The sequence below is a fragment of the Bradyrhizobium nivariense genome (assembly GCF_029846695.2).
Taxonomy (GTDB): Bacteria; Pseudomonadota; Alphaproteobacteria; order Rhizobiales; family Xanthobacteraceae; genus Bradyrhizobium.
Window position 1 is genome coordinate 1 of the sequence record NZ_JARWCR020000132.1, and the last position, 7,654, is coordinate 7,654.

The following is a 7,654-nucleotide window of genomic DNA, read 5'->3' on the forward strand; positions in this document are numbered from 1 at the left end:
AGGCCGGTGAGTGGTTCCGGCGGGGTCGTCTGCTCATGGTCTCTCCTGATTCGCGGGGCCTATCGTGCCCGCCGTCAGGCAGAAACTCCACTTAGCGTCCTGTGCAGATTTCCGGGACCGGCTCTCAACGCCGCTCGGCCACTGGACGGGCGCGCGGAATCGCGATTGGCGGTAACTGGCGTTTAGCGATGTAGAGATAGCGTGCAGAATTATTTCGCCGGGTCTGGCACCGTGTGCGTCAAAAGCGGCTTGTCGTCGCCATTTAGTGTCAGCGACCATGACGCAAATGCGAAGCGGGGCCTTCCTCGTTGCGATGAAACCACGCGATGGTTCACTACGGACAGACCTCGGTGATTTGACGACGCGTCCTGAAACACAATGTAATCGTCATCCTTTGCCCTGACCATGCTTCCTGGAGTGGTGAATAGCGGCCCCTCGTCTATTTCAATTCGCCCAGCGTAGTCGGGTGTGACTGTGAAAGCCGCTCCAAAGCTCAGCGCGGCCAAATCCTCGTACTTCTGTTGAAGACCTACCGGGCCGGTCATATCAATGAACTGAAAGGTGCTGAAGACGTAACCTAGCCAGCGCTCCTCTGGCGTCGGCCCGGGACCTAGACCGACCACTACGAACTCGGGCTGGCCGCCGATCGTGGTTTTCACCAGTGCCGGCCGCTTAGAATCCTCAAGCCGTATCACCGACGGTTTAATGGCCGCCATTCCTTAGCCCTCCCTTTGGTTTTGGGGAGGCTAGCACACAACTAAGGGATGACAACTAGGTTCGCCAGAAGTCCTTGAACCGATCGGGCGACAGCTCGGTGTAGCGCACTGTGTGCTGGATGTTCTTGTGCCCCAGGTAGGCCTGCAGAGACCGCGTGTCGTGTCCCTTATTGGCCAGGGCAAAGCCGCAGGCATGCCGCAGCATGTGCGGGTGCGCCTTAAAGCCAAGCTCAGCGGCCAGCCCAGCGCGCTCCACCATCCGGGCAAAGCCAGCCGGCGTGAACGGCGAGCTGCGCTCTGACGTGAAGACGAAGGCCGACCGCGGATTCTGCTCTCGTGCCAGCCGACGCACTGCGCGAAGCTCGTCACCCTGGATCGGGTGGGTACTCGGCGAGCCCTTCTTGACCCGGCGGACATGCAGCGTGGCGGTGTCAAAGTTGATCTGGTCCCAGCGCAGGTCGACCAGCTCCGACACCCGCAGGCCGTGGCGATAGGCCATCAGGATCATGGTGGCGTCGCGGTGTCCGTACCGATTGGCCTTGGCGGTATCCATCAGCTTCGCCACTTCCGCGTCGGTCAGATACTCCCGGGTGCGCAGCTCGGCATTCTTGCGGCGGACCGGCGTGACGACTGTTCGATTTTCAGTGCTCGGCGCGACCAGTTTGAGATGGGAATTCGCCATGACTTTCCGCCTCCCCTGCAAATCAACTGTTCGAATAATAACCCAAATACGAACAGTCTCCAAGGGAGGAAGATTTCACGTAACCGTGAGTCATTAGTCACGTTCCGGCCCAAGTCCGACCATCGTCTAAAGTAAATGCAGGTGCATGTTTTTAATCACGCGCCCGTGTTTTCGCCCGGTCGAACACATCCGCCTTGAACTCTCGACTGAACTTTCGTCTTCGCATCACTACCTCCGGCTCCATGAAACACCTAAACTTGGTGTCCATCAGACCGGCAGCAGCTCATTCGCTAAACCTCCCCGACTGGAAGGTTTTACCTTGGCCGAAGGACTAATCCCCATGGGCTTGTCCGTAGAACTGCCGTCAGTCGGAATTGCAACGGCACGAAGCGTAGGCAGGCGCTAGGCTGAACAGCGAGGGGGCGGCACCTTGGAGTAAGGAGGCCGCTATGGAACGTCTGTACTTGGGCCTTACCGTTACCGGCACATATACCCTGATCACGGTGCTGTTGATGTGGGTGTTCCTGCTCTAGCCGCCCGTACCGGTTCTCTAGCCCGCGCGCGGTTGGCTATATCGAGCAAAGCTTCATTCAGGCTGGACTTTGCCACGATGGGCATATTCCATCGCGCTGGCTTCCCGACCGTGAAGTCTCCGCGGTTGTGTCTTGCCCTTGCCGTCTCAGCACTGACGCCGAGGTAGGCGCCGATTTGGTCCCAGCCGATTAGGACTGGGCAGGCTGGATCAGGCAGGCTAGTGGTCCGTTCGGTATCGCTCATGGCCTCCGCTCTGGTTCAGGCACGCTTCGACCCTTTCCTCCCATGAGATAGGCTGGCTGCCTTCTGCATGGTCCCTGACGATGGGAAGCCCCTGGGGGCCGAGTACTAGTTTCCCTTGGCCGGCGCGTGGCTCGACCCATCACGTTGTCCCCGTGACGTCTCCGGCGATTTTTCCAGGCTTCGCCACGCTAGTGTCGGTCGCGGTGGTCATCCGCTCGACGGCATCAGCGCCATTCGCCCTCCGGGGGGTGCCCGGTCTCAGTGGTCGCGGGTGTTATGGGTCACACTTGCCCGCACTTGGTTCCGATCGCCCTGGGGCGTGTAGCGTCCGGCTCGCTGCCGCGGGTTTAGAGAGCTGCGGCGCTCTGCGGTCATCCATCAACGGCATCAAGAGTTGCGTCTTGATCGCCGGCAACAGGATCATGTCCGAACTCGACCTGTCGCAATTCTCGCGATGGTCGGTCGTGGTTCATTGATGGCAGCGGGAGCATCCGAGCAGACCTGCCATCGCAGGCGCCACGGCCAACCGAACGCGGTGGTTCGATCAGCGCGTGAGCGCCGTTTCCTTGGCTCCCTCGTTCAATAGCCATGAATCCAACGGTGCCGGCCGAGATGTCACGGCAGCTGTCACGGACGTCACGGGAGCAAGCGGCGTTGCGTCACGGGTGTCACGCTCTCGCTCGCGCTGGCGTCTCTTCCGCTCGGCCGCGGTCGGATCTTTCGGCGCCGTCAACGCGGCAAACTTGTCAAAATCCGCGTTGGCCCTGTCCAAGTCGATGTCAGGACGGGCCGACTTCAGCTGTTCTACGAACTGCCGGGGTGACGGTTCATGCGGCCCGATATCCTCGTATCCGCCGCCGCAGTTGCGGATGAGTTCAATGTCGTCGTGCCCGGCGGCTCTCAAGATTGCGAGGGCCACCGCGATCGCGTTGGGCGGGCTGATAATCACCAGATCGTCGTCGTCGAGCCAGCAATACTGCCGAACCACGACATGACCGTCTGTGTTCGTGTAGATCGCCGTCCGCGGCTGCGCCGGGATCACTGTGTCGGCAGTGTCCCACTCGAAATCGCTGCTCACGGGCGCCTCCCGTGAAATGAGAGGCTTGCGCGGAGTGATACGGTGGCGTATCTTGATCTTGCTGCAGCATCCCAGTCCAACAATTTACGCCTCGCCGTTCCCGCGGCGGGGCATCGTTGTTTATCGGGTGGCCGTTCCTCACGACTTTTGACGGCGAGTACCGCCTCAGCGTGGCGCCGACTTCGGAACGGGCCAGGCACGCCCTCCCCCAAGCCTATCTCGAAGAGCCCGTCGTCTCGCTCGACAACGTGGTGCAGGTCCTCTCGATACCCTCGAACGCCAAGTGAACACGCAAGATGATTCCGGGACTTTTTCCGGGACTTTGCGCCGTCGATTCCGAATTTGTGCCCTGTTTCGAGCGGTTTTTGTTCACGGCGGTCCTCAGACGTCGCATCAAAAACGATCGAGAAATCAAGGTGTTTAGGCGCTGGAATGCGATCTACGCAGTCAGCGCAATCCAGTTCTGAAAACTCGGATGCACCAGCGCCTCCGGCGCGACCGCCAGCACGATCAGCGCGGCCACGGCAAGCGTGCGGAAAGTGATGGCGCGGCGATCGACCATCACCGCGATCAGCACCACCGCGGTCATGAAGAACGATCTTTGTGTTGCGACCTCCGCGCCTGACAGCAGCAGGTAGAACGCAGCGGCGACCAGCGCCGCGGCCGCCGACCATTTCTTGATGGCGAAGCCCGCCGCCAGCCCCGGGATCAGAGCGAGCAGGGCGCGCACCGCGAAGAACACGACACCGGCAACCACCGCCATGTGGTAGCCGGAGATCGAGAGTACGTGTCCGAGTCCTGAGATGAACATCGCGTCGTTGACGGGCGTGGTGATCGCATCGCGCCGCCCCGTGAGCAGCGCGGTCGCGATCGCGCGATTGTCGCCATCGAGCGTAGCGCGGATGCGCGCGTCGATCGCATCGCGCAGGCCTTGCATGAAGGCCGCGTAACGCAGCCGCAAGCCGCCGGTCTCAGGCGGCGCCGCCACCGTGATTGCGCCCATTGCAAAACCGGAGGCACCGATGCCCTGGAAGAACATGTCGCGGGAGAAATCGTAGCTGCCGGGCCGTACCGGCGCGAGCGGCGGCATCAGTCGCGCCTTCAGCTGAACGAAGCTGCCGACCTCCGGCGCGGTGCCCTTGCGGACCGACAGGCGCACGCGCTCGAGCCTGACGTCGCTGCGCTGCGCCTCCATTGTGGTGACGCGCAACACGAAACGGTCGGTGCGCTCGCGGATGTCGCGGGCCTCGACGAAGCCCGACAACGACACCGAATAGAGCGACTTTGCCAGCACCGGGTGGGCGATGCGCGCTGTCTTCCAGGTCGCAACGGCAAGGCCGGCCGCGACCGCCGCGATCAGAAGCGCCGGGGCGAACAGCCGGCTCCGCCGCAATAGAGCCGCGCCAAGCATGACCGCGATGGCGGTCGTGGCAACGATCCACAGCACCGGCTCATGATCGGCGGCAAAGTAGAGTGCGATGCCGCCGCCGAAGGCGACCGGCACCCATGGCAACAGCCGCCCGGCGCCAGCCTCGGCGCGTAGCCACGCGCGCAGGGTCTCGGCCAGCGATGTCCAGAGGTCGAGGCCTGCCGGCGCGAGGCCGCCCGCGGACGCGGTGCGGCCCGCGGGCCAAGTCCCCGCGATCCCCTGCGACCGTACCGTCCGGCCCGGCTCCGCCATTCCCTGCACCCGCCGATACGCAACGAAAGCCGAAGCTACCGGAACGTGTAGGCGGGCGAATAGCGGTACGGATCAGGAACGAGCCGTAACGGCCCTACTTTTCCTCTTCCATCGTCACGGCAACGTCCGCCTTGGCGGACAACCGGACTTTGTTGCCCTCGACGTCGGCGACGAGGCCCTTGTCGATGAAGTGGTGGTGACCCCTGTGGCTGCCCTCGCCGCTGTCCTTCTTGGTCAGCTTGATGCGGTTGCCCTCGACGCGGTCGACAGTGCCGACATGGACGCCGTCGGCGCCGATGACTTCCATATGTTCTGCGATGTTCTGCATGGTGGGTTCCTTGTTGGCGTCCCACACAACGCTTGAGAGGCCTTTCCGTTCGTTGATGACAGACCGGCAGGTGCGCCCTGAGCTTCTCCTATCCTGGGACGGAATAGCCTCGGATCGAGCTGATTGAGCCGAAAGTCTCATAAGGTGCCGGCTCCCGGCGGGATTACACTGATTTCCCCGCCTCCCCGACAGACGGGCAAGGGGCAGTGGAGGCTCGCGGTTCTAAGGCCGCTGGAGCTCGCCTCAGGTGGTCCAAAACCCCTGAGGCCAGGTGTTGCCGGCGCAACCGAATTGGGCGCCTGCAACGCCTCGCATCACCGACTCCGCGAGAAGACCGACCGCTGAAGTGCGAGGAGATGATGTCTTGAAACCATAGGAGTTGCACATGGCCCTACAAGTACCGAGCGATTTTCGCCGCGTGATTATCGCTGCATCGGTGGGAAACGTCATCGAATGGTATGATTTCTACATCTTTGGCAGCCTGGCCGCAGTTCTATCGGTCAAGTTCTTTGAGCAGTCCCATCCCGTTGCGGCCCTCCTCAGCACGATCGCATTGTTCACGGCAGGGTTCCTGATCCGTCCGTTGGGCGCATTCCTGTTCGGATGGATGGGGGATCGGGTCGGCCGCAAATACACGTTCCTCATCACGCTCAGCGGAATGGGATTGGGCACGGGAGCGATCGGGTTGATCCCGACCTACCAGTCGATCGGCCTCACGGCCGCGTTCGTTCTCTTCGGCTTGCGCATGATCCAGGGCCTGTGCCTCGGTGGCGAATATGGTGGCGCCATCACCTACGTTGCCGAGCATGTGCCGGACGACCGGCGCGGCTACTACACCGGCTGGCTCCAGACCTCTCCGACTCTCGGGATCGTCGTGTCGCTGGCCGTGATCGTCCTGACGCGGACGTATGCCGGTAATCAGGCATTCGATGAATGGGCGTGGCGCGTTCCGTTCCTGGTGTCCTTCCTGCTCGTGGCCATCGCGATCTACATTCGGCTCCAGCTCCAGGAGACGCCGATCTTCCAGGAAATCAGAGCCCGCGGCCAGATGACGAGTAATCCGTGGAAGGAGGCCTTCCTCAGTTCGAACATCAAATTCATCGGGATCGCCATTGTGGTCCTGATCGGACAGGGCGTGGTTTGGTACAGCGGGCAGTTCTGGGCGCTTTACTTTCTACAGCAGGTTTCCAAGGTGGACGCATTGACCTCCGCCTACATCGTGGGAGCTGCGCTACTCATTGCAACGCCGAGCCTGATCTTCTTTGGCTGGCTGTCGGATCAGATCGGCCGCAAGCCGGTGATCCTCGGCGGCATGCTGCTCGCCGCGATCACGTACTACCCGCTGTATCTGTGGCTGGGAGCGGTCACGCAGCCCGGAAATATCAACTATCCGACCGCTATCTTCATCATCTTCATCCTCGTCTGCTACGTCGGGATGGTGTACGGGCCGGTCGGCGCGTTTCTGGCGGAATTCTTTCCCGCCAGGATCAGATACACCTCGGTGTCCGTTCCGTACCACATCGGCAATGGCTGGGGCGGCGGATTGGTGCCGTTCATCACTTCGGCCGCCTTCGCGGCCACCGGCAGCATCGGCTATGCGCTGATTTACCCGATCGTGGTTCCCGCGGTGTGCTTCGTGCTTGCCGTCTTCCTGATGCCGGAGACCCGCAAGATCAGCATCTGGCAACCGATCGAGCCCAGAACCGCCTTGTGACGTGATCAACTCTCCTCCGGCCGCCAGCCGATGGCGGTCGGAGAAGAGCGGACTGGCTTCCTTCTCAGCCGGCTCGGTGATGCCAGTGATCGTGCCACCAGGCGGTGACGTCGCGATCGGTCATCAATTCCCAGGCAGCGAGCAAGATCACCAATAGGCCCGACGATACGCTGCTCACCGTGGCGGATACGGACTCATAACCAAGGGACCAAGGCGCCACGACCAGAGCCAGGCCCAGCAGCATTTCGCCCCATTCTTCCAGGTAGGACGGGATGACAAAGGCTTCTAGGGCAAACAGCATGACGCCGAGCCCGAGTGCAATGGTGAACCAGACAGTTGCCCCGGATAGACCCAGGACAAAGGACGACAGGACCAGCCATACGCCCACCAGCAGGCTGACAGCGTCTTGCCAATGTTGGATACGCATAGTGCTCACCTCCCTCCCCACATTTATGTATGCGGGGCTACATATATGGGGACGCAACGCTCAAGAAGCATCCGTCCAGCCTGCGTTGTGTTGCCGCGATTACCGATCCAAGAGCCGGCGCCCGGAGCTATCGCCAAATTTTGGTGACGGCCGGGCCGGTCAGGCGGCGGCGGTTATGGGCTGACGGTCGGTCGGCTTGGCGATGACCTCGATCCCGTCGTTGAATGTCACACCAAGAACGAGTTTTGGCA

At 61.8% G+C, this 7,654-nt stretch carries 7 protein-coding genes and 1 pseudogene; 2 read left to right on the plus strand and 6 right to left on the minus strand.

Going from position 1 to position 7,654, the window contains the following annotated elements; translation table 11 throughout:
* Nucleotides 1–209 precede the first annotated feature (209 nt).
* The 3 genes from QCM77_RS44865 to QCM77_RS44875 all read right to left on the minus strand — a co-directional run bounded on the left by QCM77_RS44865 (nt 210) and on the right by QCM77_RS44875 (nt 3,253).
* Nucleotides 210–716, minus strand: a complete 507-nt coding sequence (locus QCM77_RS44865; RefSeq protein ID WP_280097016.1) for a hypothetical protein — start codon at nt 714–716, stop codon at nt 210–212.
* 55 nt (nt 717–771) lie between these two features.
* Complete coding sequence (locus QCM77_RS44870; RefSeq protein WP_280097017.1) at nt 772–1,398, minus strand: tyrosine-type recombinase/integrase; 627 nt, start codon at nt 1,396–1,398, stop codon at nt 772–774.
* A gap of 1,321 nt (nt 1,399–2,719) precedes the next feature.
* Complete coding sequence (locus tag QCM77_RS44875; protein WP_280097018.1) at nt 2,720–3,253, minus strand: hypothetical protein; 534 nt, start codon at nt 3,251–3,253, stop codon at nt 2,720–2,722.
* A 116-nt stretch (nt 3,254–3,369) separates the two neighbouring features.
* Here QCM77_RS44875 and QCM77_RS44880 point away from each other — a divergent pair, with 116 nt between their 5' ends.
* Complete coding sequence (locus QCM77_RS44880; RefSeq protein ID WP_280097019.1) at nt 3,370–3,540, plus strand: hypothetical protein; 171 nt, start codon at nt 3,370–3,372, stop codon at nt 3,538–3,540.
* Between the two features lie 158 nt (nt 3,541–3,698).
* On the opposite strand, the pseudogene QCM77_RS44885 reads toward QCM77_RS44880, so the two are convergent.
* Together QCM77_RS44885 and QCM77_RS44890 are read right to left on the minus strand one after the other, a co-directional pair.
* Nucleotides 3,699–4,934: pseudogene (locus QCM77_RS44885) on the minus strand (ComEC/Rec2 family competence protein); the annotation flags it as partial.
* Between the two features lie 94 nt (nt 4,935–5,028).
* Nucleotides 5,029–5,262, minus strand: coding sequence for a DUF2171 domain-containing protein (locus QCM77_RS44890; RefSeq protein ID WP_279664231.1), 234 nt, complete (start codon nt 5,260–5,262; stop codon nt 5,029–5,031).
* 385 nt (nt 5,263–5,647) lie between these two features.
* Here QCM77_RS44890 and QCM77_RS44895 point away from each other — a divergent pair, with 385 nt between their 5' ends.
* Nucleotides 5,648–6,976 (plus strand): MFS transporter, encoded by a 1,329-nt coding sequence (locus QCM77_RS44895; RefSeq protein WP_279664233.1) that lies wholly within the window; start codon nt 5,648–5,650, stop codon nt 6,974–6,976.
* Between the two features lie 64 nt (nt 6,977–7,040).
* On the opposite strand, the gene QCM77_RS44900 is transcribed toward QCM77_RS44895, so the two are convergent.
* Complete coding sequence (locus tag QCM77_RS44900; protein WP_279664235.1) at nt 7,041–7,403, minus strand: SPW repeat domain-containing protein; 363 nt, start codon at nt 7,401–7,403, stop codon at nt 7,041–7,043.
* Nucleotides 7,404–7,654: the final 251 nt, after the last annotated feature.